This is a genomic window from Streptomyces sp. SS1-1 (genome assembly GCF_008973465.1).
Lineage (GTDB): Bacteria > Actinomycetota > Actinomycetes > Streptomycetales > Streptomycetaceae > Streptomyces.
In genome coordinates, this window is record NZ_WBXN01000004.1 from 3688541 (window position 1) to 3713766 (window position 25226).

A 25226-nucleotide genomic window follows, 5' to 3' on the forward strand; every position below is an offset into this window, starting at 1 on the left:
TGTCCTGGAGAGGACACCGGGGGCTCTTCCGTGTACCGCGGCCCACCGTCAGCCGAAGGGGCCGCCGTTGTTGCCGCCGTTGTTGTTGCCGCCGCCGAAGCCGACCGTGGTCAGCTTGACCGTGGTGTTGGCGGGGTCGACCGGCCGGCCGGCGTTGGGGTCCTGCCGGACGACGAGGGCGTTGTCGCCCTGGTCGCTGCCGTTCTCGAACTGGATGTTCGTGAACCCGGCCTGCTGCAGGGTCTGCTTGGCCTGGCCGACCGTCTGACCGACGACGTTGGGCACCTGCGCCTTCTGCGCGGCCTGCTTGCCGATCTGGATGGTCACCGTGGAGTTCTTGTCGACCTTGCTGCCGGCCGCCGGGGACGTCGAGATGACCTTGCCGACCTGGTTCGGGTCCTGGGTGTCGACCTCGGTGCAGTTGCCGGTGAGGTCGTTGTCGTCCATCTGTGCCTTCGCCTCGTCACAGGTACGGCCGACGACGTCCGGGACGGTCGACTGCTCCTGCTCCTTGGCGACGGTCAGGGTGATCGTGGAGCCCTTCTCGACCTCTTCGCCGCGCGCCGGGTCCTGGTCGAGGACGGTGCCGGGCTCCTCGGAGGAGACCTCACGCGTCTCGGTCTTGATCGTGAACTGGAAGTCGTCGCCCTCGAGCTTCTTGCGGGCGTCCTCCAGGCTGATCCCGATCACGCTCGGCACGGTCACCTTCGGGGCGCCGGTGGACACCACGACGTCGACCTCGGAGCCCTTGTCCACCTTGGTCTTGGAGTCGGGGCTCTGCGTGCAGATCTTGCCCTTGGGCTGGTTCTCGCACTCCTTCTGCTTGACCTCGCCCAGCTTCAGGTCGACGTTCGCGAGGAGTTGCCGGGCGGCGTCCTCGCTCTCGCCGACCAGGCTCGGGACGGCGACGGAGTCGTTGCTCGCCGTGCCTCCGTCGAAGACCCACTTGCCGATGAGGATGGCGCCCACGAGGACCAGCACGGCCGCGACGGCCAGCAGGATCGTGGAGGTGTTGGACTTCTTCTGCCGGCGCCGGTCGACGCGGTCGTCGTAGCCGAAGCCGCCGTCGTCCGGGTTCATCGGCGGCAGCATCGACGTGGCGCCGGCGTCCTGCTGGCGCAGGGCCGTCGTCGGCTGGTCGTCGGGGTAGCCGCCGTAGCCCACGGACCCCATCGCGGCCGTGGCGGCGACGGGCTGGCCGTCGAGGCAGGCCTCGATGTCGGCACGCATCTCGTCGGCCGACTGGTACCGGTAGTTCGGGTCCTTCGTCAGGGCCTTCAGCACGATCGCGTCCATCTCGGGCGTGATCTCGGGGTCGAAGACCGACGGGGCCTGGGCCTCCTCCCGTACGTGCTGGTACGCGACCGCGACCGGGGAGTCGCCGACGAACGGGGGACGGACCGTCAGGAGCTCGTACAGCAGACAGCCGGTGGAGTACAGGTCGGAGCGGGCGTCCACCTGCTCGCCCTTGGCCTGCTCCGGCGAGAGGTACTGGGCGGTGCCGATGACGGCCGCGGTCTGCGTCATCGTCATCCCGGAGTCGCCCATGGCGCGGGCGATGCCGAAGTCCATGACCTTGACCTGGCCGTTACGTGTCAGCATGACGTTCGCCGGCTTGATGTCCCGGTGGACGATGCCGTTGCGGTGGGCGTACTCCAGACCCTGGAGGATGCCGATGGTCATCTCCATCGCCCGCTCCGGCAGCAGCTTGCGACCGCTGTGAAGGAGCTCACGCAGCGTGGACCCGTCGACGTACTCCATGACGATGTACGGGATCGACACGTTGTCGATGTAGTCCTCGCCCGTGTCGTAGACCGCCACGATCGCGGGATGGTTGAGCGAGGCGGCCGACTGGGCCTCCCGGCGGAACCGGGCCTGGAAGGACGGGTCGCGCGCGAGGTCCGCCCGCAGCGTCTTCACCGCCACGGTGCGGCCGAGCCGGGTGTCATGCGCGAGGTAGACCTCCGCCATGCCACCACGACCGAGCACCTGGCCCAGTTCGTACCGGCCGCCGAGGCGACGCGGCTCTTCCATAGCTACCTACCAGCCCTCTCCGTCGGTCCCGCCCTCACCCTTGTGGGTGTGGCGGTGGTCCGTCCGGGCATACCGTACCCGGCTCATCCTGCGTGACCTGGCCAAGCCCGTAACCCGATACAGGACCGGTATCGCAACGTGCACCGATGTGAAGGGGACGTGAGCGGGGTCACTTCTTGCTGTTGATGACCGCCTCCATGACGCTCTTCGCGATGGGCGCCGCCAGACCGCCGCCGGAGATGTCGTCACGGACGGCGTTCTCGTCCTCGACCACCACGGCCACGGCCACCGGCGCGCTGTCGTCGACCTTGGCGTAGGAGATGAACCACGCGTAGGGGTTCTCGCTGTTGTCCACGCCGTGCTGCGCGGTACCGGTCTTGCCGCCCACGGTGGCGTTCGGGATCCGCGCCTTGGTGCCGGTGCCCTTCTCGACGACCGTCTCCATCATCGACTGCAGGATCTGGGCGTTCTCCGCCGACAGCGGCTTGCCCAGCTCCTCCGGGTCGGTCTTCTCGATGGCGTCCAGGTTGTGCGTCTGGAGCTCGTCGACCATGTACGGCTTCATCAGCGTGCCGCCGTTGGCGACCGCGGAGGCCACCATGGCCATCTGCAGCGGCGTCGCGGCGGTGTTGAACTGGCCGATGGAGGACAGCGCGGTCTGCGAGGGGTTCATGTCGTCGGAGAAGATGGAGGCGGTCGCGCGGACCGGGGTGAACTGCTCCTCGGTGAAGCCGAACGCCTTCGCGGTGTCCAGCATCTTCTCGTTGCCGAGGTCCGCCCCGATCTTGCCGAAGACGGTGTTGCAGGAGTACTGGAGGGCGACCCGCAGCGTCGCGTTCTTGCAGGGGATGTTGCCCTCGTTGGGCAGCTTCGTGTTCGTCCCCGTCATGACCCACGGGTCGGGGGAGTCCGTCTTCTCGTCCGCGTCCTTGTAGAGGCCGTGCTCCAGGGCGGCGGCCGCGGTGACGACCTTGAAGGTCGAGCCGGGCGGGTAGACCTCGCGCAGCGCCCGGTTGAGCATCGGGTCGGCGGGGTTGTTCTTCTTCTGCAGGCCTGTCCACGCCTTGGAGTCGGTCGTCGTGGAGTTGCCCGCGAAGGACGACGGGTCGTACGACGGGAAGGACGCCAGCGCCAGGATCTTGCCGGTGGACGGCTCGATGGCCGCGACGGCGCCCTTGCCGCCCCGCGCCTTCAGACCGTTGTACGCGGCCTTCTGCGCGGCGGCGTTGAGCGTGGTGACGACGTTGCCGCCCATGTTCTCCTTACCCGTGATCATGTCAAGAGTGTTGCGGAAGAACAGGCGGTCGTCGTTGCCGGTGAGGATGCCGTCCTCGATGGACTCCAGCTGCGTGGCCCCGAAGGCCTGCGACGCGTACCCGGTGACCGGCGCCCACATCGGGCCGTTGGTGTACGTCCGCTTGTACTTGAAGTCGCTGCCCGTCGTCTCCTTGTAGCCGGTGATGGCCTTGCCGTCGACGATGATGTTGCCGCGCGGGGTGCTGTAGCGCTCGATGATGACGCGGCGGTTGTTCTTGTCGGTCCTCAGCTCGTCGGCCTGGACGTACTGGATCCAGTTGTCCCGGATCAGCAGGGCCAGTACGAGGAGTCCGCAGAAGATCGCGATCCGGCGCAGGGGCTTGTTCATGACGGGCGGACCACCTGGGTCATCTCGGCGTCGGGGTTGGGCGCCGGGGCCGGCGCGGGACGGCGGGCCGTGTCGCTGATCCTCAGCAGGATGCCGATCAGGGCCCAGTTGGCGATCACGGAGGAACCGCCGTACGCCACGAAGGGCAGCGTCATACCGGTCAGCGGGATGAGACCCATGACACCGCCGGCGACGACGAAGACCTGGAGGGCGAAGGCGCCGGACAGGCCGACGGCCAGCAGCTTGCCGAAGGGGTCGCGGGCCGCGAGGGCCGTGCGGACACCGCGTTCGACGATCAGGCCGTAGAGCAGCAGGATCGCCATGACGCCGGCCAGGCCGAGCTCCTCGCCGAAGGTGGCGAGGATGAAGTCGGAGTTGGCGGCGAAGCCGATGAGGTCCGAGTTGCCCTGGCCGAGACCGGTGCCGAGGGTGCCGCCGGAGCCGAAGGCCCAGAGGGCCTGCATGGCCTGCTCGGTGTGGCCGAGCTGACCCGCCCGGCTGAGCTTGAACTCGGTGGCGGGGTCGAGCCAGGCGCTGACACGCGTCTGGATGTGGGACTCGAAGCTCGCCACACCGACGGCGCCGACCGCGGACATCAGCAGACCGAAGACGATCCAGCTGGTCCGCTCGGTGGCGACGTACAGCATGATGACGAACATCCCGAAGAACAGCAGGGACGTACCGAGGTCGGTCTCGAAGACCAGGATGAGGATCGAGATCATCCACACGACGATGATCGGTCCGAGGTCACGGCCGCGTGGCAGGTACAGGCCCATGAAACGGCGGCTGGCCAGCGCCAGGGCGTCCCTCTTGACCATGAGATAGCCGGCGAAGAAGACCGCGAGGACGATCTTCGCGAACTCGCCGGGCTGCAGCGTGCCGAGACCGGGGATCTTGATCCAGATCTTGGCGCCGAAGACGTCGGCGCCGAGCCCGGGCACGAGCGGCAGGAGCAGCAGGACCAGCGCGCCCGCCATGGAGATGTAGGTGTAGCGCTGCAGGACGCGGTGGTCCTTGAGGAAGATCAGCACGGCCACCAGCAGGGCCACGCCCATGGCCGAGTACAGCAGCTGGCGCGGCGCCGCCTCGACGAACGTCTTGCTCGCCTGAAGACGCTTCGACTGGTCCAGCCGCCAGATGATGACCAGTCCGAGCCCGTTGAGAAGCGTTGCCAGCGGGAGCATCAGCGGGTCCGCGTACGGGGCGAACTTGCGTACGGCGAGATGGCCTATGCCTGCCAGCAGGCCCAGGCCGATGCCGTAGGCGAGCAGGCCGGCCGGCACTTCGTCGTTGATCGCCAGACCCACGTTGGCGTAGGCGAACACCGGGATCACGACCGCGAAGACCAGCAACCCGAGTTCGGTGTTGCGGCGGCTCGGCGCTCCGATGGCGCCGATCGTGGACGTGTGGTGCGTCGGCGAGTTCGTAGTACTGCTCATCGTGTGACGGGGCCTCTCACGGCTTGCCTACTGCGTACCGCAGTTCGAGACGACCTTCTGCTCTTCCTCCGAGAGGGTCGGGCCGGGGTTTGGCGTCGCAGTCGGTGTCGGGGAGGTGGACGAGGGAGGTGAAGTGGACGAGTTGGGCGACGGCGTCGATGTCGCCTTGGACGTGAGGGAGGTACGGGTGGTTCCCGTGGTGCCTCCGGCCTCGCCCTCGCCCGTCTTCGCGTTCTTCTCGCTCTCGGCGGCCTGGCGTTCGGCCCGCTTCTTGCACGCGGACGCCTGCAGCGCCAGTTCGTCGATCTTCGCCTGCGCGTCCTTCAGACCGCCTTCGGCGATGGTCGCCTCCACCAGCTTCTGCTGGTAGGGCGGCAGGTACTTGAGTTCGATCTCGGGGTGGTCCTTCTCGACCTTCGAGAGCGACACCCACGCCAGGTCCTGGCTGATCCCGCGGTACAGCGCGACGTGCTCGTCGTTCGTGCCGACGTAGTACTGCGTCTGCGTCCAGCGGTAGCCGCCGTACATGCCGCCGCCGACGACGGCGAGCGCCAGGGCCGTGTAGAGGGATCTCTTCAGCCACTTGCGGCCCTTGCCGGGCTTGACGAAGTCGTCGTCGGTGTAGGCGCCGAAGCCGCCCGTCGGCACATAGCCGGTGGTGTCGCCGGAGCCGGGCGGGCCGAACTCGCCTCCGCCCTGGCCGGGCACCTGGCGGCCGAGTCCGGCGGCGCGGCCCGCGGGCGTCTGCATGATGCCGTTGTCGTGCGGGTGGTGCTGCTGGTTCTCGGCGACCGCGCCGACCACGACCGGGGTGTCGGAGAGCTGCCCGGCGAGGGTGTCCCCGGTGTCCAGGTCGAGGACGTCCGCGACGATCACCGTGATGTTGTCGGGGCCGCCGCCGCGCAGGGCGAGCTGGATCAGCTCCTGGACCGTCTCCTGCGGGCCCTGGTAGCTGGCGAGGGTGTCCTCCAGGGTCTGGTGGGACACGACACCGGACAGGCCGTCGGAGCAGATCAGGTACCGGTCGCCGGCGCGGACCTCGCGGATCGACAGGTCGGGGTCCACGTGGTCGCCGCTGCCCAGGGCGCGCATCAGCAGGGAGCGCTGCGGGTGGGTCGTGGCCTCTTCCTCGGTGATGCGGCCCTCGTCGACCAGGCGCTGCACCCAGGTGTGGTCCTGCGTGATCTGGGTGAGGACGCCGTCGCGCAGCAGGTACGCGCGGGAGTCGCCGACGTGGACGAGGCCGAGGCGCTGCCCGGTCCACAGCAGGGCCGTGAGTGTCGTGCCCATGCCCTCCAGCTGCGGGTCCTCCTCGACCATCGAGCGCAGCTGGTCGTTGGCGCGCTGCACGGCGGTGCCGAGCGAGGTGAGCAGGTCGGAGCCCGGGACGTCGTCGTCGAGCGCCACGATGGTGGAGATGGCCTCGGAGGAGGCGACCTCGCCGGCGGCCGCGCCGCCCATGCCGTCGGCGATGGCGAGCAGGCGGGGTCCGGCGTATCCGGAGTCCTCGTTGCCCTCCCGGATCATGCCTTTGTGCGATCCGGCGGCGAAGCGCAGTGACAGACTCATGCGCACCTCGCCCGTCGGCTCCGGGTACATCCGCACGGTGCCCACCCTCCGGTCGGGAGCGCGCCGGGGCCCTGGGTGGGGGCCACCGCTGCGTGCTCGCTCCGCTCGCTCATGTTTCGTACTACTTCCGCAGCTCGATGACGGTCTTGCCGATGCGGATCGGCGCGCCCAGCGGAACAGGCGTGGGGGTCGTCAGCCGCGTTCGGTCGAGGTACGTGCCGTTGGTGGAGCCAAGGTCCTCGACGATCCACTGGCCGTCGCGGTCCGGGTAGATCCTGGCATGCCGGCTGGAGGCGTAGTCGTCGTCCAGCACGATCGTGCTGTCGTGCGCCCGGCCCAGGGTGATCGTCTGGCCCTGGAGGGCGACGGTGGTGCCGGTGAGGGTGCCCTCGGACACGACCAGCTTGGTGGGGGCGTTGCGGCGCTGGCGGCCGCCTGCCTGCTGGCCGCGCTGCTGCGGCGGCGCGGCGGCCTGGCGGGCGGCCTGCTGCTGCCGTCCCGCCTCTCGCCTCGACCCGCGCTGGGTGACGCGCGTACCGAACAGGTCGCTGCGGATGACCTGCACGGCCACGATCACGAACAGCCACAGTACGGCCAGGAAACCCAGCCGCATGACCGTGAGGGTCAGCTCTGACATTGCCCCCGCTTCACCCTTCGGCTTGCCGGTAAATGATGGTGGTGCTGCCCACGACGATCCGCGAGCCGTCGCGGAGCGTAGCGCGGGTGGTGTGCTGCCCGTCCACCACGATGCCGTTGGTGGACCCGAGATCCTGGATCGTCGAGGGCGTTCCGGTCCGGATCTCGCAGTGCCGGCGGGAGACGCCGGGGTCGTCGATCCGCACGTCGGCGTCGGTGCTGCGGCCCAGCACGAGCGTGGCGCGGGAGATCTGATGGCGGGTGCCGTTGATCTCGATCCAGTAGCGGGTGCGTCCGCCGGGCGCCGGGGCGGCGGGAGGACGCGCGCCGCCGGCGGGCTGCGGGTATCCGTAGCCGCCGGGACGTCCGCCGGGGGGCGGCGCGGCCGGCATCGGCGGGGGGCCCGCGGGCGCGGCGGCCGGCGGGTAGCCGTAGCCGCCCGGGGCGCCGGGGCGTCCGGCCGGGGCGGGCCGCTGGGGGCCGCCGGCCTGCTGGTCGGTGGAGCCGGCGAGGGTGCGGCTGCGCACCCGGTACAGGCCGGTGTCGAGGTCGTCGGCCTTCTCCAGGTGGACCTTGATCGGGCCCATGAAGGTGTAGCGCTGCTGCTTGGCGTAGTCGCGGACCATGCCCGCGAGCTCGTCGCCGAGCTGGCCCGAGTAGGGGCTCAGCCGCTCGTAGTCCGGTGCGCTCAGCTCCACGATGAAGTCGTTGGGGACGACCGTGCGGTCGCGGTTCCAGATCGTGGCGTTGTTGTCGCACTCGCGCTGCAGCGCTCCGGCGATCTCCACGGGCTGCACCTCGGACTTGAACACCTTCGCGAAGGTGCCGTTGACCAGACCTTCGAGACGCTGCTCGAACTTCTTCAGGACTCCCATGGGGCACCTCCTCCGTCGTTGCCTACGTCCTGCATCCCGCGGGGCGGGTACTGCCTTTCCTGGTACTGCTTACTGATCGTATCCACGCGCCGGTCGATCGGCTGGTTCCCCCTGTCGGCCCGGTCGACGGGTGTCGACGCCCTCGAAGTTCCCCCGGGAGCTCCCCTTCGAACTCCTCATGGGCGGTGTCCTGCCATGGATCGTAGAGGGGGCCGCAGACCAGTGTCCCGCACCTGACCGCGGACCCCGGTCCCGTCGTGGGGAGATGAGCGGTACCGGTACGAGGTTGATACGTGAACAAGTTCTCGCCGATACGGAGCGGACCTGGCCGTGGCCTGGTCGTGGCCACGCCGTGAGCTCGGTGGCGGAGGCCGGCGGACGTGGCCCACGCCACGCACGCGCGTGCGGCGGTCACGGGTCAGGACGCGACTGCGCTGGTGGGCGCGCGCCTGTCGTCCGTACGCCGGTCGCACCGCGGCTGCCTGCGGATAAGGGATGTGAATCCACCCTGGCGAGCGTGCTAATGTTCTGGGTGTCGGAAGGCGCCGGACCGCACGGAAAGGCCCTGAGGACACACCCAATGCGCGGGTGGCGGAATAGGCAGACGCGCTGGATTCAGGTTCCAGTGCCCGCAAGGGCGTGGGGGTTCAACTCCCCCCTCGCGCACAGACGAAGAGGCGGCACCGTTCACACGGTGCCGCCTCTTATGTTGTGTTCACCGCGTAGGTGGCGTGCGAGGCGGGCCGGCGGCTGTCTCCGACGACCCGCCCTGTGATGAACCTCTCAGGTCAGAAGCCCGCCGGCGTCAGGCCGCGAGGCGCTGCACCAGCGACTTGGCCCTCGTGGCGGCCTCGTCGAGAGCGCGCTCGCGCGAGGCCTCGAAGAGGGGGACCAGCTCGGCCATCTTCGGGTCGGCCGGGGCCATGGTGAGCTCCGGGACGATGAACGTGAGATCGGCGCCGAAGAAGTCCTTGAAGATCGCCGACAGGTAGTTCTGCACGTACTCGTATCCCTCGCGCGGGCTGCCCGGGCCGTACGCGCCGCCGCGGCTGGCGACGACGGTGACCGGGGTGCCCTTCAGGGGCTGTACGTCGCCGACGGTGCGGCCCATCACGATCACGTTGTCGAGCCACGCCTTGAGCGTCGACGGGATCGCGAGGTTGTACATCGGCGCGCCGACCAGCACGGCGTCCGCGGCCTCCAGCTCCTCGACCAGCTTCACGCGCTCCGCGAAGGCGGTGGCCTGCTCAGGGGTGTGCGTGGCCGGGTCGGCGAAGGCGGCGGTGTGGGCGGGCGCGGAGATGTGCGGCACCGGCTGCGCGGCGAGGTCGCGGTGGATCACCGTGCCGTCGGGGTGCTGCTCCTCCCAGGTGCGCCGGAAGGCCTCGGTGACGGTGCGGGACGAAGAGGCACCGGCCGGGAAGACCGAGGAGTCGATGTGCAGAAGCGTGGCCATGACGTCTCCAAGAAGAGGATCAAAAAGGCATATAGGGGTGAACTGCCGCCATGAGGGTCGAACTTTCCTCAGGGGCTCTAACTTCGTACCTAACTATGGATAGCACAGTCACTTACTTTTTTTCATCCCCACACGGAGGGCCAGTACCCTGGAGGCATGGCAGGTGAGGAGAGTCACGACGTAGCGAGCTGCAAGCGGGTGGACGAGGGCATCACCCGCGTCTTCCAGCTGCTCGGCAAGCGCTGGACCGGGCCGATCGTGTCGGTGCTGACCGCCGGCCCCGCCTACTTCGTCTCCCTGCGCCGGGCCATCCCCGGGATCAGCGAGCGCATGCTGTCCGACCGCCTCACGGAGCTGACGCAGGCGGGACTCGTGGTGCGCGAGGTGTACGACGGGCCGCCGCTGCGTGTGGTGTACCGGCTGACGGATGCCGGTGCCGCGCTGGAGCCCGCGTTGGCGGAGCTGGGGGGCTGGGCGATGAAGCATCTGCCGGACAAGGACCAGCCCGGGAACTGCTGACGGCGTCACCCTGGTTTGAGGCCCCTGGTCCGTGGTTTTCTCCACAGGTCCGAAGTTGTCCACAGGCCCTGACGCGTTTCGGCCACCGGCTGTACGGTCGGCACGAGTTGATGTTCGTGCGGGAACGCGGGAGTGCGGGACCGCGGGAGTTGCGGGAACGCAGGCGCGCGTGAGCGCGTGAGCGCGGGATGTGGGGGAGGCGGTCGTCATGGCCGACGTCGTTGCCGAGGTCGTTGCCGAGCGCGCGGCGGGCGCGGTCGAGTCGGGGGCTGGGTCCGGGGCGGGACCGGACGCGGAGCCGGGCTCGGGGGTGCGGCGGCTGCCGCGGGTGCGCGGGTTCGCCGAGCGGGACGCCGGGGGTGCGCCCAAGGCGGAGGGGAAGGCGCTGCGCGCGCGGTTGCCGCGAGCGGAGCACGCCCGCTTCGACGTGGACGGTGCCCGCCCGGACGCCGTGACCGCCGTCGAGGAGTCGAACGCCGGCCGGATCGCCGGGCTGACGCCGATACGGGTGGGCCGGATGGCGGCGACGCCGTTCGCGTTCCTGCGCGGCTCGGCCGGGCTCATGGCGTACGACCTGGCCCGTACGCCGGTGACCGGGATCGGTGCGCAGATATGCGGGGACGCGCACGCGGCGAACTTCGGTCTGTACGGCGACGCGCGCGGCGGCCTGGTCATCGACCTGAACGACTTCGACGAGACGCTGTGGGGCCCCTGGGAGTGGGACCTGAAGCGGCTGGCGACCTCGCTGGTGCTCGCCGGCCGGGAGGCCGGGGCGGACGAGGACGTGTGCCGTCTGGCGGCGCGGGACGCGGTCGGCGCCTACCGGCGCACCATGCGCCTGCTGGCCAAACTCCCGGCGCTCGACGCGTGGAACGCCATCGCGGACGAGGAGCTCGTCTCCCACGCCGACGCCCATGATCTGCTCGGCACCCTGGAGCGGGTGGCGGAGAAGGCGCGGGCCAACACCAGCGGCCGGTTCGCGGCGAAGTCGACGGAGCGCACCGAGGACGGCGGGCGCAGGTTCGTGGACGCGCCGCCCGTGCTGCGCCGGGTCGGGGACGCGGAGGCGGCGGCGGTCGTGGCCTCGCTGGAGAGCTACGTCGCGACGCTTCCCGAGGACCGGCATCCGCTGCTGGCGCGGTACGCGGTGCACGACGTGGCGTTCCGGGTCGTGGGCACCGGAAGCGTGGGCACGCGGTCCTATGTCGTCCTGCTCCTGGACCACCGGGGTGAGCCCCTGGTCCTGCAGGTGAAGGAGGCGCGCCCTTCGGCGCTGGTCCCGCATCTGGCGGCGGCCGGTTTCGAGTCGCCGGCGCCGGAGCACGAGGGGCGGCGCGTGGTGCTCGGACAGAAGCGCATCCAGGTGGTCAGCGACGTGCTGCTCGGGTGGACCACGGTGGAGGGGCGGCCCTTCCAGGTGCGCCAGTTCCGCAACCGGAAGGGCAGCGTCGACCCCGCGGCGCTGGCAGCGGACCAGATCGACGACTACGCCCGGATGACCGGCGCCCTGCTGGCCCGTGCCCACGCGCACAGCGCCGATCCGCGGCTGATCTCCGGCTACTGCGGCAAGAACGAGGAGCTGGACGAGGCGATAGCCGCCTTCTCCGTCGCCTACGCGGACCGGACCGAGGCGGATCACGCCGACCTGGTGGCGGCCGTGCGGGCGGGGCGGGTCGCGGCGGAGCTGGGGGTGTGAGCGGACCGGTGGCGGGCGGAGCGGCGGTGTTCGAACAGCCGACGGCCGGGTGGCCTACGCTGGGCGGGTGACTACGCCGGAAGCTGAGCAGTCCCAGGCCGAGACCGCCGACGCGGCGGCGCCCGGCGGTGCCGAGGTGCCCGCCGGCGGCACCCCCGCGCAGGAGGGCGGGGCACGGCCCGAGGAGCGGCTGGAGAAGGCCGTACGGGCGGCCGAGCAGGCGTTGATCGAGTACGAGATCGCGGTGGAGACCTTCCGCGTCGAGGTCGACAACTTCTCGCGGCTGCACCACCAGAAGCTCGGCCCGATGTACGCCCGGCTCGACGAGCTGGACGCCCGGATCGCCGAGGCGGTCGCCGCGCGCACCGGCGACCCCGAGGACATCCGCAAGGCCGACGAGGCGCGGGCCCGGGTCATGCCGATGCCGGGCGTCGAGGAGCTGTTCCACGGCTGGATGGACGACTCGGGGCTGTTCCCGGAGGCCGTGGCGATGCTCACGGACCAGCCGGTGCGGCCGCCGCAGCGGGTGCGTCCCAGCGACGAGGCCCGCAAGCTCTACCGCGAGCTGGCCCGCAAGGCGCATCCGGACCTGGCCCAGGAGGCCGGCGAGCGTGCCCGGCGCGAGGAGTTCATCACCCGCGTCAACGCGGCCTACGCCCGGGGCGACGAGGCGCTGCTGCGGGAGCTGGCCGAGGAGTGGGCGGCCGGTCCCAAGCCCGCGGAGCAGGGGCCGACCCCGGCGGAGGAGCTGTACGCCCGTCTCGAGTGGCTCTCCCAGCGCAAGGAGATGCTCACGCTGGTCGCGAAGGAGCTGGAGGAGAGCGCGATCGGGGCGATGCTCCGGCTGGCTCCCGACGACCCGGACCGGCTGCTCGACGAGATCGCCGAGCAACTGCTGGCGCAGGTCGCCGAGCGGGAGTCGGAGCTGGCGTCGCTGCTCGCGCAGGCGGACGGCGGCTCGGCGGGCGGCACCGGGGCCTGAGAGAGGCCGGGCCTGAAGGAGGGCGGGCCTGAGAGGCGCCGGTGGCTGCGAGGCGCCGGGTGGTTGTGTGGCTGGCGCCGGTGGCTGCGAGGGACCGGTGGCTGCGGGGGGCCTGGGTGTGGGGTGGGCCGGGCGCTCCCGGCGCGGGGTGCGGGTCGGGTAGCGTCGGAGTATGCATTTCGGATCTGGCGTACCGGCGGTCGAGGTCACGGACCTCAAGGACGACGACTTCCTGCTGGACGTCCGCGAGGACGACGAGTGGCAGGCGGGTCACGCCGAGGGCGCCCTGCACATTCCCATGAGCGAGTTCGTGGCGCGCTACGGCGAGCTGACCGAGGCCGCGCCGCAGGACGGGCGGGTGCATGTGATCTGCCGTTCCGGTGGGCGTTCGGCGCAGGTCACGATGTATCTGGCCCAGCAGGGCCTGGACGCGGTGAACGTCGAGGGCGGCATGCAGGTGTGGGCCGCTTCGGGGCGTCCCGTGGTGACCGACGAGGGCCGGCCGGGGCACGTGCTCTGAGGCGTCGCCGCCCTCACCCCGCGGCGTCGCCCTCAGCCCAGAGGGTGCGCGGCCGGCAGGTCGCCGAGGGTCTCCTCGTGGGCCGCGGCCGGGCCGAGCGAGAGTTCCAGGTGCCTGGCCCAGGTGTGGTGGCGGTGCAGCGGGGGGTCGACGTCGGCGCCGAGGCCGCCGTGCAGATGCCGCGCGGTCTGGACGACGCGCCGGACGCCGTCCGGGGCCCAGATCTTGGCAAACGTGGCGACGGGATGCCCGAACTGCTCGCGCTTCGCCGTGCAGGCGGAGGTCATGCGCGGGACCTGTTCGCCCAGGCCGAGGGCGAGCGCATGTCCCGGTGGCGAGCAGCAGCCGTAGCCACTCCCAGGCGCCCGACGCGTCGTTGACGTTCGACGCGGCGAGCCGCACCGCGGCCAGGCGCAGTTCCCCAGTCGTTCGCCGCTGGTCGAGAACTGCTCGGCGAGCGAGACGCCGGGCGCCACCCGTACACAACCTCCCGAGACAGAACAGCTAGGGCACCGCGTCGGGTGCGACCCCGGCGAATACCCCGCGGGCCGCCTCGGCCGCCGCCTGCTGCTCCTCGGTGAGGGTGAAGCCACGGTCCCCGTCCACGGTCCCTGCCCTTCCGCACGGCCGGCACGGGTATCTGACGGTGCGTCAGGATAGAACAGGTTCTAGAAGAAGGGAATGCCCCCGCCCGGACCCCCGTAGGGTGTGGGCAACGGCGGCCCGGCAGGGGGTGTGCCCGGCGGGCAAGCCTGAGTACCGTTCCCGTGCGACGCCTGGGAAAGACGGACCGGAATCGGGAGACGGGGCAGGATGGACGCGCAGGAGGCCGGCTCGGTCGTGCGGCACGGGCCCGGCGGGGAGCCGCACGACGCTCCGGCCGCCGACGTGCCCCCGCCCGCCCCGGACCCGGAAGCGGAACCCCGCACGGGGGTGGCCGCCCTCTCCCTGCGGTACCAGATCGCCGCGGCCGTCGCCCTCGCGGTCGTGGCCATCACCGTCTGCGTGCACACCGGCATGGTCTTTCTGCACGTCGCGCCGTCGAACACGGTCACCAAGCAGCACGGCCGGGCGATAGACGACTGGATATATCCGGAGTTCGAGCAGAACTGGAAGCTGTTCGCGCCCAACCCGCTCCAGCAGAACATCGCCGTCCAGGCCCGCGCGAGCGTGGCGACCGCCGACGGCCGCGTCCGCACCACCCGCTGGTACGACCTGTCCGCCGAGGACGGCCGGGCCATCGACGGCAACCCGCTGCCCAGCCACACCCAGCAGAACGCGCTGCGCCGGGCCTGGGACTTCTTCGTCGCCACGCACGACGCCGAGAACCGCCCGGTCGGGCTGCGCGGGGCGCTCTCCGAGTCGTATCTGCGGCGGACCGTCGAACTGCGGCTGGACCGGACGGACGCGGCCGGTGAGGGCGGCGTCGTGGAACGCGTCCAGGTGCGCTCCCGCACCACCAATGTGCGCCCCCCGACGTGGAGCGACGAGCGGGTGTCCGACCGGCCCACCTACCGCGTCCTGCCCTGGTGGCGGGTCCCGGAGACGCGTGAGCGGGAGGACGCCCGGTGAACCGCGTCTCCCTCGCCGTCTCCGCCGCGATCGCCCGGGTGACGGAGTCCGCCCTCGGCCCGTACCAGACGGCCGTGATCCGCATCGGGTTCACGGCGACCTGGCTGCTGTTCCTGCTCCGGGAGTTCCCGCACCGCCAGGAGCTGTACGGGCCCGACGCCCCCTGGGACTTCGGGCTCGCCCAGCAGCTCGTCGGGACGAACGGGGCGTTCACCGCGCTGATGTGGTCGGGGAGCCAGGTCTGGTTCGAGACCGTCTACGGCCTCGCCGTGCTGACGTCGGTGCTGCTCCTGCTCGGCTGGCGCACCCGCACGATGTCCGTGCTGTTCATGGTCGGCGTCCTCTCGCTGCAGAACCGCTCGGTCTTCGTGGGCGACGGCGGCGACAACGTGCTGCACCTGATGTGCGTGTACCTGGTCTTCACGCGCTGCGGCCAGGTCTGGTCGCTGGACGCGCGCAGGGCCCGGCGCTCCGGTGAGGCACGCGCGCGCGGGGAGCGCGTCGGCCCCGACCGGGTGGGCCCGGCGCTGTGGGCGGTGCTCGGTCTGATGCTGGGCGCGGTCACCGCCGTCGGCCGGCTCGACGGGGACCCGACGATCCCGGTGATCCTGTGGACGGTGTGGCTCGGCACGGCCCTGTGGTGGGCGGTGGACCGCCGGGCGCGCACCGACCAGCCGCGCATCCTGCTCGACGTCGTCGGGAACATCGCGCACAACGGCGCCCTGCTGGTGATCATGGCGGAGGCGTGCCTGATCTACGCGACCGCCGGCTGGTACAAGATCCAGGGCTCCCGCTGGCAGGACGGCACCGCCGTCTACTACCCGCTGCACCTGGAGTACTTCTCGCCCTGGCCGGCCCTCGCCGACCTGCTGTCCGCCAGCGGCACGATGGTCATGCTCATCACCTACGGCACGGTCCTGGTCCAGGTCGCGTTCCCGTTCACCCTGTTCCACCGCAGGGTGAAGAACGTCCTGCTCGCCGCGATGATGACCGAGCACGCCGTGATCGCGGTCGTCCTCGGGCTGCCGTTCTTCTCGCTGGCGATGATCGCGGCGGACGCGGTGTTCCTGCCGACGCCGTTCCTGCGCCGGGTCGGCGACGCGGCGGACCGTGTCCGGGCCCGGCTGGCGCGGGCGGTCCGGCGCGGCGACGGCGGGACGCGGGTGCCCGAGCCGCGCACCCCGGAGGACCCCGAGCCCGCGCACGTAGGCTTCACGGCATGACCGACCCCGCCCCCGGTGCCGTGCGTGTCTGGCATCGCCTCTCCGGCACGTCCGTCCTGCTCGACGGCTTCCACGCCCTCAAGCACGCCGTCCGCTTCGGCGCCGAGGTGCCGGTGGCGGTGGCCGTCGACCGCGAGGCGTCGCTCGCCCTCGCCGAGGAGCTGGCCCCGGACGTGCGGGACGCCCTGGACGCCCTGCTGACCGAGGTCACGGAGGCGGAGTACGCCGCGCTCGTGCCGCGCCCGCACCCGACGGCGGTGGCCGCGCTGGCCGTACGCCCGTTCCGCGAGGCCAACCTGGCGACGCTCGCGCGGGCCGGGCGCCCCGCCCCGGTCGTGGTCCTCGACGACCCGCGCCACCTCGGCAACGCGGGCGCGGTGATCCGGCTGGCCGCCGGGTTCGGCGCGACCGGCGTGGTCACCACCGGAACCCTGGACCCCTGGCATCCGACGGTCGTGCGCGGCGGGGCGGGTCTGCACTTCGCCACGGCCGTGGAACGGCTGACCGTGGCGGAGCTGCCGCCGGGGCCACTGTTCGCGCTGGACCCCGAGGGCGACGACATCCGGGGTGTGGAGATCCCGGACGACGCCGTCCTCGCCTTCGGGTCCGAGCGCAGCGGGCTGTCGGCCGGGCTACGCGCGCGGGCCGACCGGTCGGTGGCGCTGCCGATGCGCCCCCAGGTCTCCAGCTACAACCTGGCCACCAGCGTGGCGATGACCCTGTACCACTGGAGTCTGACCCGGGGCGCCCTCCCGGCTCAGGACAGGCCCTGAGCCTCGCGGCGCACCTCGACCACGCGGAAGCGGTTGGCGACGAACGCGCCGTCGCACAGGGCCGCGTTGGCGGCGGGGTTGCCGCCGGAGCCGTGGAAGTCGGAGAACGCGGCGGTCTGGTTGACGTACACGCCGCCCGTGAGGTTCAGCGACAGCTGGGCCGCCTCCTCCAGGCACACCTCCCGCACGGCCTCCTCGACCTCCTCGTCGGTGGTGTACGCCCCGACGGTCATCGCGCCTTTCTCGCGCACCGTGCGCCGCAGCAGTTCCACCGCGTCGGCCGACGAGTCGACGGCGACGGCGAACGACACCGGGCCGAAGCACTCGCTCATGTAGGCGGCCTCGTCGTCGGGCTTGGCGCCGTCGAGCTTCACGATGACCGGGGTGCGCACGACCGCGCCCGGGAAGTCCGGGTGGGTGACCTCCCGTGAGGCGAGGGCGACCTCGCCGAGGCCGGGGGCGGCCTCCAGACGGGACTTCACGTCCGGGTTGACCAGGGCGCCGAGGAGCGCGTTCGCGCGGGCGTCGTCGCCGAGGAGGCCGTCGACCGCGCGCGCGAGGTCGGCGACGACCTCGTCGTAGGTCTTGGGGCCCTGGTCGGTGCGGATGCCGTCGCGCGGGACGAGCAGGTTCTGCGGGGTGGTGCACATCTGGCCGCTGTACAGGGACAGCGAGAACGCCAGGTTGGAGAGCATCCCCTTGTAGTCGTCCGTGGAGTCCACGACGACCGTGTTGACGCCGGCCTTCTCCGTGTAGACCTGCGCCTGGCGGGCGTTGGCCTCCAGCCAGTCGCCGAACTCGGTGGAGCCGGTGTAGTCGATGATCCGGATCTCGGGGCGGGTCGCCAGGGTCTTGGCGATGCCCTCGCCGGGCCGCTCGGCGGCCAGCGCCACCAGGTTCGGGTCGAACCCGGCCTCGGTGAGCACCTGGCGCGCGACCTGGACGGTGAGCGCGAGCGGCAGCACCGCGCGCGGGTGCGGCTTGACCAGCACGGGGTTGCCGGTGGCGAGGGAGGCGAACAGGCCCGGGTAGCCGTTCCACGTCGGGAAGGTGTTGCAGCCGATGAGCAGGGCGATGCCGCGGGGGACGGGCGTGAACGCCTTGCTGAGCGCCAGCGGGTCGCGCTTGCCCTGGGGCTTGGTCCACTCGGCGTGGTCGGGGGTGCGGACCTGCTCGACGTAGGCGTAGGCCACCGCCTCCAGGCCGCGGTCCTGCGCGTGCGGGCCGCCCGCCTGGAGCGCCATCATGAACGCCTGGCCGGAGGTGTGCATGACCGCGTGGGCGAACTCGTGCGTCCGGTCGCTGATCCGCTTCAGGATCTCCAGGCAGACCACCGCGCGGGTCTCGGCGCCCGCGTCCCGCCAGCGCCGCATCCCGGCGCGCATGGCCGGCAGCAGTTCGTCGAGGTCCGCGTGCGGGTACTCCACGCCCAGCTCGATGCCGTACGGGGAGACCTCGCCGCCGACCCAGCCGTCCGTGCCGGGCTGGCCCAGGTCGAGGCGGCTGCCGAGGACGGCGTCGAAGGCGGCCTTGCCCGCCGCAGCGTCCAGGCTGCCGTTCTCCCCGTAGGCCTTGGGGTGCTCCGGGTGCGGAGACCAGTAGGCGCGGGTACGGATCGCCTCCAGGGCCTGGTCGAGAGTGGGCCGGTGCTTGGCGATCAGCTCGTGGGCGGTGAGTTCGGCGGTGGCCATGCGGGACCAACTCCTCGTTTCCTGAGCTCTCCGTCGAGCTCATGACCTGGGCAGAAACATGGGCAGGAACAGGCGGTCAGAGTTAGAGTAACCGAACGATCGGTCGGTTCAAGGGGGTCCGCCGCATCTGTGGAAAACCCCGTGCGGGAGGATCGCGCCCATGACAGCACTCGACCTCAGCAGCCCCGTGGCCGTCGTCGGCACCGGCACCATGGGCCAGGGCATCGCCCAGGTCGCACTGGTCGCGGGACATCCCGTACGGCTGTACGACGCCGCCCCCGGGAGGGCGCGGGCCGCAGCCGACGCCATCGTCGCCCGGCTGGACCGGCTGGTGGAGAAGGAGCGGCTGACCGGCGCGGACCGCGACGCGGCGCGGGACCGGCTCGTGCCCGCCGACGCGCTCGGCGACCTCGCCGACTGCGCCCTGGTCGTCGAGGCCGTCCTGGAGCGGCTGGACGTCAAGCAGGAGCTGTTCCGCGAGCTGGAGGGCATCGTCGGCGAGGACTGCCTGCTCGCCACCAACACCTCGTCCCTGTCGGTGACGGCCATCGGCGGCGCGCTGGCCAACCCGGGCCGGTTCGTCGGCCTGCACTTCTTCAACCCCGCCCCGCTGCTGCCGCTGGTCGAGGTCGTCTCCGGGTTCGCCACCGACGTCACGTCGGCCACGCGCGCGTACGAGACGGCCCGCGCGTGGGGCAAGACGCCGGTCGCCTGCGCCGACACCCCCGGGTTCATCGTCAACCGGATCGCGCGGCCCTTCTACGCCGAGGCGTTCGCGGTGTACGAGGCACAGGGCGCCGACCCGGCCACCATCGACGCCGTGCTGCGCGAGTGCGGCGGCTTCAGGATGGGCGCGTTCGAGCTGACCGACCTGATCGGGCAGGACGTCAACGAGTCGGTGACGCACTCGGTGTGGCAGTCCTTCTTCCAGGACGTGCGCTTCACGCCCTCGCTCGCCCAGCGGCGCCTGGTCGAGTCCGGCCGGCTCGGCCGCAAGACCGGCCACGGCTGGTACGACTACGCCGACGGGTCCGGCCCCGCCGAACGGCCCGAGCCGCACACCGCCGAGCCCGGCCGCCCCCCGGCGTACGTCGTCGTCGAGGGCGACCTCGGTCCCGCCTCCGAGCTGCTGGCGCTGATCCGCGAGGCCGGCATCCAGGTGCGCGAGGAGGACGAGGACCACGGCACGCGCCTGGTGCTGCCGGGCGGCGGCCAGCTCGCGCTCGCCGACGGGCAGACCTCGGTGGAGTTCCGCGACGTCGTGTACTTCGACCTCGCCCTCGACTACCGGCGGGCCACCCGGATCGCGCTGTCCGCCTCCCAGGACACCTCGCCCCAGACCCTCGCGGAGGCCACCGGGCTCTTCCAGGCGCTCGGCAAGGACGTCAGCGTCATCGGCGACGTCCCCGGCATGATCGTCGCCCGGACCGTCGCACGGATCGTCGACCTGGCGCACGACGCCGTCGCCAAGGGCGTCGCCACCGAGGAGGACGTCGACACCGCGATGCGCCTGGGCGTCAACTACCCCCTCGGCCCCTTCGAGTGGAGCCGCCGGCTGGGGCGCAACTGGGCCTACGCCCTCCTCGACGACCTGCACCTGCGCGATCCGTCGGGCCGCTACGCCCCGTCCCTCGCGCTGTACCGCCACGCCTACGCCTCCGACAAGCGCCAGGGCGGCTCCTCATGACCCGGGAGGGCAGCACCCCATGACCACTGCCAAGCGCGACACGTACACGCCGGAGACCCTGCTCTCCGTCGCCGTCCAGGTCTTCAACGAGCGGGGCTACGACGGCACCTCGATGGAGCACCTGTCCAAGGCGGCCGGCATCTCCAAGTCGTCGATCTACCACCATGTGACCGGCAAGGAGGAGCTGCTGCAGCGTGCCGTCAGCCGGGCCCTGGACGGGCTGTTCGGCATCCTCGACGAGGAGCACGCGCGCACGGGGCACGCCGTCGACCGGCTGGAGTACGTCGTCCGGCGCATGGTCGAGGTGCTGATAACCGAGCTGCCGTACGTGACGCTGCTGCTGCGGGTGCGGGGCAACACCGACACCGAGCGGTGGGCGCTGGAGCGGCGCCGCGACTTCGACCACCGGGTCGCCGCGCTGCTGAAGGCGGCCGCCGCGGACGGCGAGGTGCGCGCCGACGTGGAGGTGCGGCTGGCCACCCGGCTGGTCTTCGGCATGATCAACTCGATCGTCGAGTGGTACCGGCCCGACGGCCGCGGCACGAGTGAGCGCGAGGTCGCCGAGACGGTGGTCCGGCTGGTCTTCGACGGGCTGCGCAAGGCCGGCTGACCGGCCGGCGGGGCCGTACGCGCGCGTGGGTCAGCCCTGGGGCTCCAGGTCCTCCTCCTCGAAGACCAGCAGGGTGCGGGTGCTGAGCACCTCGGGGATCGCCTGGAGCCGGGTGAGGACCAGCTCGCGCAGGGCCCTGTTGTCGGGGGTGTGCACCAGCAGCAGGACGTCGAAGTCGCCGCCCACCAGGGCGATGTGGGAGGCGCCGGGCAGCCGGCGCAGCTCCTCGCGGACCGTGCGCCAGGAGTTCTGGACGATCTTCAGGGTGATGTAGGCCGAGGTGCCGTGGCCCGCCCGTTCATGGTCGACGCGGGCGCCGAAGCCGCGGATGACGCCGTCCTCGACGAGACGGTTGATACGGGCGTAGGCGTTGGCCCGGGAGACGTGCACCCGCTCGGCGACCGAACGGATCGAGGCGCGGCCGTCCGCCTGCAGCATCTGGAGGATGTCCTGATCTATGGCGTCCAGCGGACGGGCGGGCGGCCGGAGAGGACCGCCCCCGTCGTCTTCGGCCATTTGTTCAGCGTCCATGTCCCCCCACCCTCCTCGCGTGGACGTCCTGCGTTCATTGGAGGCTGTGGAGAACCGTTTGTCCACAGCCTGGGGGTGCCTGTAGCCAAAATGTGCCGGCGACCGAACAATCGGTAGGTGAGGCGCGTCACGGACGCCGCGCCTCCCGTAGCCGCTCCCACGAGGAGGTGCCGTCATGACGGTCATGGAGCAGCGAGGCGCGTACCGGCCATCGCCGCCGCCCGCCTGGCAGCCCCGCATGGACCCCGCGCCCCTGCTGCCCGACGCGGAGCCTTACCGCGTTCTCGGCACCGAGGCCGCCGCGAAGGCCGACCCGGATCTGCTGCGCCGGCTGTACGCCGAGCTGGTGCGGGGCCGCCGGTACAACGCGCAGGCGACCGCGCTGACCAAGCAGGGCCGCCTCGCGGTCTACCCGTCCAGCACCGGCCAGGAGGCCTGCGAGGTCGCCGCCGCGCTGGCCCTGGAGGAGCGCGACTGGCTCTTCCCGAGCTACCGCGACACCCTGGCCGCCGTCGCCCGCGGTGTGGACCCCGTCGAGGCGCTGACGCTGCTCCGCGGCGACTGGCACACCGGCTACGACCCCCGCGAGCACCGCGTGGCGCCCCTGTGCACGCCGCTCGCGACCCAGCTCCCGCACGCCGTGGGCCTCGCGCACGCCGCCCGCCTCAAGGGCGACGACGTCGTCGCGCTCGCCATGGTCGGCGACGGCGGCACCAGCGAGGGCGACTTCCACGAGGCGCTGAACTTCGCGGCCGTCTGGCAGGCGCCGGTCGTCTTCCTCGTGCAGAACAACGGCTTCGCGATCTCCGTCCCGCTCGCCAAGCAGACCGCGGCCCCGTCGCTGGCCCACAAGGCCGTCGGCTACGGCATGCCCGGCCGCCTGGTCGACGGCAACGACGCGGTCGCCGTGCACGAGGTGCTGGGCGAGGCCGTGTGCCGCGCCCGCGAGGGCGGCGGTCCCACGCTGATCGAGGCGATCACCTACCGGATCGACGCCCACACCAACGCCGACGACGCCACCCGCTACCGCGGGGACGCCGAGGTGGACGCCTGGCGCGACCACGACCCGATCGCCCTCCTGGAGCACGCGCTGACCGAGCGCGGCCTGCTCGACGACGCCGGCCGGCAGGCCGCCCGGGACGCCGCCGAGGCCATGGCCGCCGACCTGCGCGAGCGCATGAACCAGGACGCGGCGCTCGACCCGGCGGACCTGTTCGCCCACGTGTACGCCGAGCCCACCCCGCAGCTGCGGGAGCAGCAGGCGCAGTTGCAGGCAGAGCTCGACGCCGAGCACGACTCCCACGGGGGTGCCCACCGATGACCACCGTCGCCGTCAAGCCGGCCACCATGGCGCAGGCCCTCACGCGCGCGATGCGCGACGCCATGGCCGCCGACCCGTCCGTGCACGTCATGGGCGAGGACGTCGGCACCCTCGGCGGTGTCTTCCGCGTCACCGACGGACTCGCCAAGGAGTTCGGCGAGGACCGCTGCACGGACACCCCGCTGGCCGAGGCGGGCATCCTCGGCACCGCGATCGGCATGGCCATGTACGGCCTGCGCCCGGTCGTGGAGATGCAGTTCGACGCCTTCGCCTACCCCGCGTTCGAGCAGCTCGTCTCGCACGTGGCGAAGATGCGCAACCGCACCCGCGGCAGGATGCCCCTCCCCCTGACGATCCGCATCCCCTACGGCGGCGGCATCGGCGGCGTCGAGCACCACAGCGACGCGTCCGAGGCGTACTACATGGCGACCCCCGGGCTGCACGTCGTCACGCCCGCGACCGTCGCCGACGCCTACGGTCTGCTGCGCGCCTCGATCGCCTCCGACGACCCGGTCGTCTTCCTGGAGCCGAAGCGGCTGTACTGGTCGAAGGCCGACTGGAACCCGGACGAGCCGCAGTCCGTGGAGCCCATCGGCCGCGCGGTGGTGCGCCGCCCCGGCCGCAGTGCCACGCTCATCACGTACGGACCGTCCGTGCCGGTCTGCCTCGAAGCCGCCGAGGCGGCCCGCGAGGAGGGCTGGGACCTGGAGGTCGTCGACCTGCGCTCGCTGGTGCCGTTCGACGACGAGACGGTCGCCGCCTCGGTCCGGCGGACCGGACGCGCGGTCGTCGTGCACGAGTCGGGCGGGTTCGGCGGCCCCGGCGGGGAGATCGCCGCCCGTGTCACGGAGCGCTGCTTCCACCACCTGGAGGCGCCGGTGCTGCGCGTGGCCGGGTTCGACATCCCCTACCCGCCGCCGATGCTGGAGCGGCACCATCTGCCCGGCGTGGACCGCATCCTGGACGCCGTCGGGCGTCTGCAGTGGGAGGCCGAGAGCTGATGGCACAGGTGCTGGAGTTCAAGCTCCCCGACCTCGGGGAGGGGCTCACCGAGGCGGAGATCGTGCGCTGGCTGGTCCAGGTCGGCGACGTCGTCGCGATCGACCAGCCGGTCGTCGAGGTCGAGACGGCCAAGGCGATGGTCGAGGTGCCCTGCCCCTACGGCGGTGTCGTCACCGCCCGCTTCGGCGAAGAGGGCACCGAACTGCCCGTCGGCGCCCCGCTGCTGACGGTCGCCGTCGGCGCCCCGGCCCCCGGCGAGGAGTCCGAGGGCTCGGGCAACGTGCTCGTGGGCTACGGCACCTCCGAGGCACCCGCGCGCCGCCGCCGCGTCCGGCCGGCGACCCCGGCGACCCCGGCCACCCCGCCGGCGCCCGCCCGGGACAGCGCGGCGAACGGCTCCCCGCGCGCGGGCACCCCGTCCGCCGAGCGTGTCGCGCGGCCCGTCGGCACCGCCGCCGGCCATGGCACGGACGCCCCGGCGGCCGCCGAGCCGGTCCGTCACGACGGGCCCGTGCCCGTGATCTCCCCCCTCGTCCGGCGTCTCGCCCGGGAGAACGGCCTGGACCTGCGGGAGCTCCACGGCTCCGGACCGAACGGACTCATCCTGCGGGCCGACGTCGAGTACGCGCTGCGGGCCGCCGAGTCCCGCCGCACCGAGCAGCCCGCCGCGCCCGCGCACCGCGAGGAGCCGGCGCCCGCGCGGAGCCCCATCCGTTCCTCCGCGCCCGCCGCCGGCATCCGGGTGCCCCTCAAGGGCGTGCGCGGTGCCGTCGCCGACAAGCTGTCCCGCAGCCGGCGCGAGATCCCGGACGCGACCTGCTGGGTGGACGCCGACGCGACCGAGCTGATGCGGGCGCGCGCGGCGATGAACGCCGTGGGCGGGCCGAAGATCTCCCTGCTCGCCCTGCTGGCCCGGATCACCACGGCGGCCCTCGCCCGGTTCCCCGAGCTGAACTCCACGGTCGACATGGAGGCCCGCGAGGTCGTCCAGCTGGAGCAGGTGCACCTGGGCTTCGCAGCGCAGACCGAGCGGGGTCTCGTCGTCCCCGTCGTGCGGGACGCCCACGCGCGGGACGCGGAGTCGCTGACCGCCGAGTTCGCCCGGCTGACCGAGGCGGCCCGCGCGGGCACCCTCACCCCGGCCGAACTCACCGGCGGCACCTTCACGCTGAACAACTACGGCGTGTTCGGCGTCGACGGCTCCACCCCGATCATCAACCACCCGGAAGCCGCGATGCTCGGCGTCGGCCGCATCATCCCCAAGCCCTGGGTGCACGAAGGGGAGCTGGCGGTGCGCCAGGTCGTCGAGCTCTCGCTGACCTTCGACCACCGGGTCTGCGACGGCGGTACGGCGGGCGGCTTCCTGCGCCATGTGGCGGACTGCGTCGAGAACCCGGCGGTGCTGCTGCGCACCCTGTGACGCACCCGTCGCGACGGGCCGCCCC

Annotated in this window: 21 protein-coding genes, 1 tRNA gene and 1 pseudogene; 13 read left to right on the forward strand and 10 right to left on the reverse strand. The window is 71.9% G+C overall.

The genetic code is table 11. The features are described 5' to 3' along the window. Positions 1–48 precede the first annotated feature (48 nt). The 6 genes from pknB to F8R89_RS18215 form a co-directional block, all read right to left on the reverse strand. Positions 49–2034, reverse strand: a complete 1986-nt coding sequence (gene pknB / locus F8R89_RS18185) for a Stk1 family PASTA domain-containing Ser/Thr kinase (RefSeq protein WP_151784959.1) — start codon at positions 2032–2034, stop codon at positions 49–51. A 169-nt stretch (positions 2035–2203) separates the two neighbouring features. Next, on the reverse strand, positions 2204–3679 hold the full coding sequence (locus F8R89_RS18195) for a peptidoglycan D,D-transpeptidase FtsI family protein (protein WP_151784960.1): 1476 nt from the start codon (positions 3677–3679) through the stop codon (positions 2204–2206). Further along, a complete protein-coding gene (locus F8R89_RS18200; protein WP_151784961.1) occupies positions 3676–5118 on the reverse strand; it encodes an FtsW/RodA/SpoVE family cell cycle protein in 1443 nt (480 codons plus the stop codon). Before F8R89_RS18200 ends, F8R89_RS18195 begins: the two co-directional genes overlap by 4 nt. 27 nt (positions 5119–5145) lie before the next feature. Further along, on the reverse strand, positions 5146–6717 hold the full coding sequence (locus F8R89_RS18205; RefSeq protein WP_151788183.1) for a Stp1/IreP family PP2C-type Ser/Thr phosphatase: 1572 nt from the start codon (positions 6715–6717) through the stop codon (positions 5146–5148). Positions 6718–6808: 91 nt separating this feature from the next. Then, positions 6809–7324, reverse strand: a complete 516-nt coding sequence (locus F8R89_RS18210) for an FHA domain-containing protein (RefSeq protein ID WP_151784962.1) — start codon at positions 7322–7324, stop codon at positions 6809–6811. A 10-nt stretch (positions 7325–7334) separates the two neighbouring features. Beyond that, complete coding sequence (locus F8R89_RS18215) at positions 7335–8198, reverse strand: FhaA domain-containing protein (RefSeq protein WP_151784963.1); 864 nt, start codon at positions 8196–8198, stop codon at positions 7335–7337. A 582-nt stretch (positions 8199–8780) separates the two neighbouring features. On the opposite strand from F8R89_RS18215, the gene F8R89_RS18220 reads away from it, so the two are divergent. Then, positions 8781–8864, forward strand: a tRNA-Leu gene (locus tag F8R89_RS18220). 139 nt (positions 8865–9003) lie between these two features. Here F8R89_RS18220 and F8R89_RS18225 read toward each other — a convergent pair. After that, positions 9004–9654: an FMN-dependent NADH-azoreductase gene (locus F8R89_RS18225; protein WP_151784964.1), complete on the reverse strand. Its 651-nt coding sequence runs from the start codon at positions 9652–9654 to the stop codon at positions 9004–9006. Positions 9655–9810: 156 nt separating this feature from the next. Here F8R89_RS18225 and F8R89_RS18230 point away from each other — a divergent pair, with 156 nt between their 5' ends. The 4 genes from F8R89_RS18230 (at position 9811) to F8R89_RS18245 (ending at position 13371) form a co-directional block, all read left to right on the forward strand. Further along, complete coding sequence (locus F8R89_RS18230; RefSeq protein ID WP_151784965.1) at positions 9811–10173, forward strand: winged helix-turn-helix transcriptional regulator; 363 nt, start codon at positions 9811–9813, stop codon at positions 10171–10173. A 208-nt stretch (positions 10174–10381) separates the two neighbouring features. Further along, complete coding sequence (locus tag F8R89_RS18235) at positions 10382–11869, forward strand: DUF2252 domain-containing protein (protein ID WP_151784966.1); 1488 nt, start codon at positions 10382–10384, stop codon at positions 11867–11869. 67 nt (positions 11870–11936) lie between these two features. Further along, positions 11937–12851 carry a hypothetical protein gene (locus tag F8R89_RS18240; protein ID WP_413251259.1) on the forward strand — a complete coding sequence of 305 codons (915 nt, stop codon included), beginning with the start codon at positions 11937–11939 and terminating at the stop codon, positions 12849–12851. 172 nt (positions 12852–13023) lie between these two features. Further along, positions 13024–13371: a rhodanese-like domain-containing protein gene (locus F8R89_RS18245; protein WP_086866162.1), complete on the forward strand. Its 348-nt coding sequence runs from the start codon at positions 13024–13026 to the stop codon at positions 13369–13371. A 32-nt stretch (positions 13372–13403) separates the two neighbouring features. On the opposite strand, the pseudogene F8R89_RS18250 reads toward F8R89_RS18245, so the two are convergent. Then, positions 13404–13844: pseudogene (locus F8R89_RS18250) on the reverse strand (acyl-CoA dehydrogenase family protein); the annotation flags it as partial. A gap of 340 nt (positions 13845–14184) precedes the next feature. On the opposite strand from F8R89_RS18250, the gene F8R89_RS18255 reads away from it, so the two are divergent. Genes F8R89_RS18255 through F8R89_RS18265 form a run of 3 tightly spaced genes read left to right on the forward strand, consistent with a single transcriptional unit; the run spans position 14185 to position 16939 of the window. After that, entirely contained in the window at positions 14185–14943 is a 759-nt protein-coding gene (locus F8R89_RS18255) for a DUF5819 family protein (RefSeq protein WP_151784968.1), read from the forward strand. Next, positions 14940–16166, forward strand: coding sequence for an HTTM domain-containing protein (locus F8R89_RS18260; protein ID WP_151784969.1), 1227 nt, complete (start codon positions 14940–14942; stop codon positions 16164–16166). Before F8R89_RS18255 ends, F8R89_RS18260 begins: the two co-directional genes overlap by 4 nt. Beyond that, the gene (locus F8R89_RS18265) at positions 16163–16939 is read left to right on the forward strand and encodes a TrmH family RNA methyltransferase (RefSeq protein ID WP_151784970.1); all 777 of its coding nucleotides are present in this window, start codon (positions 16163–16165) and stop codon (positions 16937–16939) included. Before F8R89_RS18260 ends, F8R89_RS18265 begins: the two co-directional genes overlap by 4 nt. Here F8R89_RS18265 and paaN read toward each other — a convergent pair. Continuing rightward, a complete protein-coding gene (gene paaN, locus F8R89_RS18270; RefSeq protein ID WP_151784971.1) occupies positions 16924–18630 on the reverse strand; it encodes a phenylacetic acid degradation protein PaaN in 1707 nt (568 codons plus the stop codon). The genes F8R89_RS18265 and paaN overlap by 16 nt on opposite strands. Positions 18631–18790: 160 nt before the next feature. On the opposite strand from paaN, the gene F8R89_RS18275 reads away from it, so the two are divergent. Further along, entirely contained in the window at positions 18791–20317 is a 1527-nt protein-coding gene (locus tag F8R89_RS18275; protein ID WP_151784972.1) for a 3-hydroxyacyl-CoA dehydrogenase, read from the forward strand. Between the two features lie 19 nt (positions 20318–20336). Then, complete coding sequence (locus tag F8R89_RS18280) at positions 20337–20927, forward strand: TetR/AcrR family transcriptional regulator (protein WP_151784973.1); 591 nt, start codon at positions 20337–20339, stop codon at positions 20925–20927. Between the two features lie 30 nt (positions 20928–20957). Here the strand turns inward: F8R89_RS18280 and F8R89_RS18285 are convergent, their stop codons facing one another. After that, on the reverse strand, positions 20958–21443 hold the full coding sequence (locus F8R89_RS18285; RefSeq protein WP_086866169.1) for an Lrp/AsnC family transcriptional regulator: 486 nt from the start codon (positions 21441–21443) through the stop codon (positions 20958–20960). Positions 21444–21633: 190 nt separating this feature from the next. Here F8R89_RS18285 and pdhA point away from each other — a divergent pair, with 190 nt between their 5' ends. From pdhA to F8R89_RS18300, 3 genes are read left to right on the forward strand one after another with little or no spacing between them, the layout of a single operon-like run. Then, the gene (gene pdhA / locus F8R89_RS18290; RefSeq protein WP_151784974.1) at positions 21634–22779 is read left to right on the forward strand and encodes a pyruvate dehydrogenase (acetyl-transferring) E1 component subunit alpha; all 1146 of its coding nucleotides are present in this window, start codon (positions 21634–21636) and stop codon (positions 22777–22779) included. Next, positions 22776–23780, forward strand: coding sequence for an alpha-ketoacid dehydrogenase subunit beta (locus F8R89_RS18295; RefSeq protein ID WP_151784975.1), 1005 nt, complete (start codon positions 22776–22778; stop codon positions 23778–23780). The genes pdhA and F8R89_RS18295 overlap by 4 nt, the downstream gene beginning before the upstream one ends. After that, positions 23780–25201: a dihydrolipoamide acetyltransferase family protein gene (locus tag F8R89_RS18300; protein WP_151784976.1), complete on the forward strand. Its 1422-nt coding sequence runs from the start codon at positions 23780–23782 to the stop codon at positions 25199–25201. Before F8R89_RS18295 ends, F8R89_RS18300 begins: the two co-directional genes overlap by 1 nt. The last annotated feature ends 25 nt before the right edge of the window (positions 25202–25226 follow it).

Bases quoted from the DNA above. Each gene is read 5' to 3' on its own strand.
- F8R89_RS18225 (WP_151784964.1), bottom strand. From the start codon at position 9,654: ATGGCCACGCTTCTGCACATCGACTCCTCGGTCTTCCCGGCCGGTGCC.
- F8R89_RS18280 (WP_151784973.1), top strand. From the start codon at position 20,337: ATGACCACTGCCAAGCGCGACACGTACACGCCGGAGACCCTGCTCTCC.
- F8R89_RS18200 (WP_151784961.1), bottom strand. From the start codon at position 5,118: ATGAGCAGTACTACGAACTCGCCGACGCACCACACGTCCACGATCGGC.
- pknB (WP_151784959.1), bottom strand. From the start codon at position 2,034: ATGGAAGAGCCGCGTCGCCTCGGCGGCCGGTACGAACTGGGCCAGGTG.
- F8R89_RS18235 (WP_151784966.1), top strand. From the start codon at position 10,382: ATGGCCGACGTCGTTGCCGAGGTCGTTGCCGAGCGCGCGGCGGGCGCG.
- F8R89_RS18195 (WP_151784960.1), bottom strand. From the start codon at position 3,679: ATGAACAAGCCCCTGCGCCGGATCGCGATCTTCTGCGGACTCCTCGTA.
- F8R89_RS18215 (WP_151784963.1), bottom strand. From the start codon at position 8,198: ATGGGAGTCCTGAAGAAGTTCGAGCAGCGTCTCGAAGGTCTGGTCAAC.
- F8R89_RS18300 (WP_151784976.1), top strand. From the start codon at position 23,780: ATGGCACAGGTGCTGGAGTTCAAGCTCCCCGACCTCGGGGAGGGGCTC.
- F8R89_RS18285 (WP_086866169.1), bottom strand. From the start codon at position 21,443: ATGGCCGAAGACGACGGGGGCGGTCCTCTCCGGCCGCCCGCCCGTCCG.
- paaN (WP_151784971.1), bottom strand. From the start codon at position 18,630: ATGGCCACCGCCGAACTCACCGCCCACGAGCTGATCGCCAAGCACCGG.
- pdhA (WP_151784974.1), top strand. From the start codon at position 21,634: ATGACGGTCATGGAGCAGCGAGGCGCGTACCGGCCATCGCCGCCGCCC.
- F8R89_RS18245 (WP_086866162.1), top strand. From the start codon at position 13,024: ATGCATTTCGGATCTGGCGTACCGGCGGTCGAGGTCACGGACCTCAAG.
- F8R89_RS18295 (WP_151784975.1), top strand. From the start codon at position 22,776: ATGACCACCGTCGCCGTCAAGCCGGCCACCATGGCGCAGGCCCTCACG.
- F8R89_RS18210 (WP_151784962.1), bottom strand. From the start codon at position 7,324: ATGTCAGAGCTGACCCTCACGGTCATGCGGCTGGGTTTCCTGGCCGTA.
- F8R89_RS18265 (WP_151784970.1), top strand. From the start codon at position 16,163: ATGACCGACCCCGCCCCCGGTGCCGTGCGTGTCTGGCATCGCCTCTCC.
- F8R89_RS18255 (WP_151784968.1), top strand. From the start codon at position 14,185: ATGGACGCGCAGGAGGCCGGCTCGGTCGTGCGGCACGGGCCCGGCGGG.
- F8R89_RS18230 (WP_151784965.1), top strand. From the start codon at position 9,811: ATGGCAGGTGAGGAGAGTCACGACGTAGCGAGCTGCAAGCGGGTGGAC.
- F8R89_RS18205 (WP_151788183.1), bottom strand. From the start codon at position 6,717: ATGTACCCGGAGCCGACGGGCGAGGTGCGCATGAGTCTGTCACTGCGC.
- F8R89_RS18275 (WP_151784972.1), top strand. From the start codon at position 18,791: ATGACAGCACTCGACCTCAGCAGCCCCGTGGCCGTCGTCGGCACCGGC.